1 protein-coding gene is annotated in these 1,175 nt (G+C 62.9%); it reads left to right on the forward strand.

The window, feature by feature from the left end; translation table 11 throughout:
- Nucleotides 1–174: 174 nt before the first annotated feature.
- A complete protein-coding gene (locus GM910_RS26890; protein ID WP_159593969.1) occupies nt 175–1,101 on the forward strand; it encodes an NnrS family protein in 927 nt (308 codons plus the stop codon).
- The last annotated feature ends 74 nt before the right edge of the window (nt 1,102–1,175 follow it).

A 1,175-nucleotide genomic window follows, 5' to 3' on the forward strand; every position in this document is an offset into this window, starting at 1 on the left:
TCCACCTCCGTCAAAATGGAGGTTGAATCAGAACAAAATGTCGCCGTCACATCACAATCGATTCATCGATCACAGGACATGCTCTAGACTCCAGAACCATCTTCGCGATGGCGTGACGGCGCGGCCGGCGCACGAGGCGATGCCTGCCGGCCGCATTTTTCGATGGAGCAGACGATGGCAATTCCCCGGCTCCGGGCTTTCAACGGCCCCGCCGTGCTTTCCTACGGTTTCAGGCTGTTCTTCCTTCTGGGCTCGTTCTATGCGGGCCTTTCCATTCTCATGTGGGTGCCGCTATACACCGGTGTGCTCGAAATGAACACGCTCTTCCCGCCGGTGGACTGGCACGTGCACGAGATGCTGTTCGGCTACCTTGCGGCTATCGTCGCGGGTTTTCTGCTGACGGCGGTGCCCAACTGGACGGGCCAGCTGCCGGTGCAGGGAGGGCCACTCCTCGGGCTCGTCGCCCTGTGGCTTGCCGGCCGCGTCGCGGTCTTCCTGTCGGCTTCGCTCGGCTGGTGGGTCACAGCGCTTGCCGATTCCGCCTTTCTGGCGACAGTCGCCCTCGCGGTCGCCCGCGAGATCGTTACCGGCCGGAACTGGCGCAACCTCAAGGTGCTGGTGTCGCTTGCGGTGCTTCTATCGGCGAACGTGCTCTTTCATGTCGAGGCGCATGTTCAAGGCGTTTCCGATCTCAGTCGGCGCCTGGGGATCGCCGCGGCCACCGTGCTCATCATGCTTATCGGCGGCCGCATCATTCCGTCCTTCACGCGCAACTGGCTGGTGCGGGAGAATCCGGGGCGGCTGCCGGCCCCCTTTGGACGGTACGACGCGGTTTCGGTTGCTGTTTCCGTCCTCTCGCTGGCTGCCTGGATTCTCGCGCCGGAGCTTGTCCCGTCGGCGGTGCTTTTGGCAGCTGCGGCGGCCCTCCAGGCGGTGCGCTTGGTACGCTGGGCGGGCGATCGCACTGTACGCGATCCGCTTGTCCTGGTGCTCCACCTCGCCTATGCGTTCATTCCGCTCGGGCTTTTGCTGCTTTCGCTGGCGATCCTCGCGCCGGACGCGGTTCCGGACGCGGCTGGCATGCATGCACTAGTTGTTTGATCCCGCATTTTGATGGTGCATTGTTTTCCCAGGAATGGAAGGATGCACTATGGGACAGGTTCTTCACGGCAGCG

It is taken from the genome of Chelativorans xinjiangensis, from assembly GCF_009812055.1.
GTDB lineage: Bacteria > Pseudomonadota > Alphaproteobacteria > Rhizobiales > Rhizobiaceae > Chelativorans > Chelativorans xinjiangense.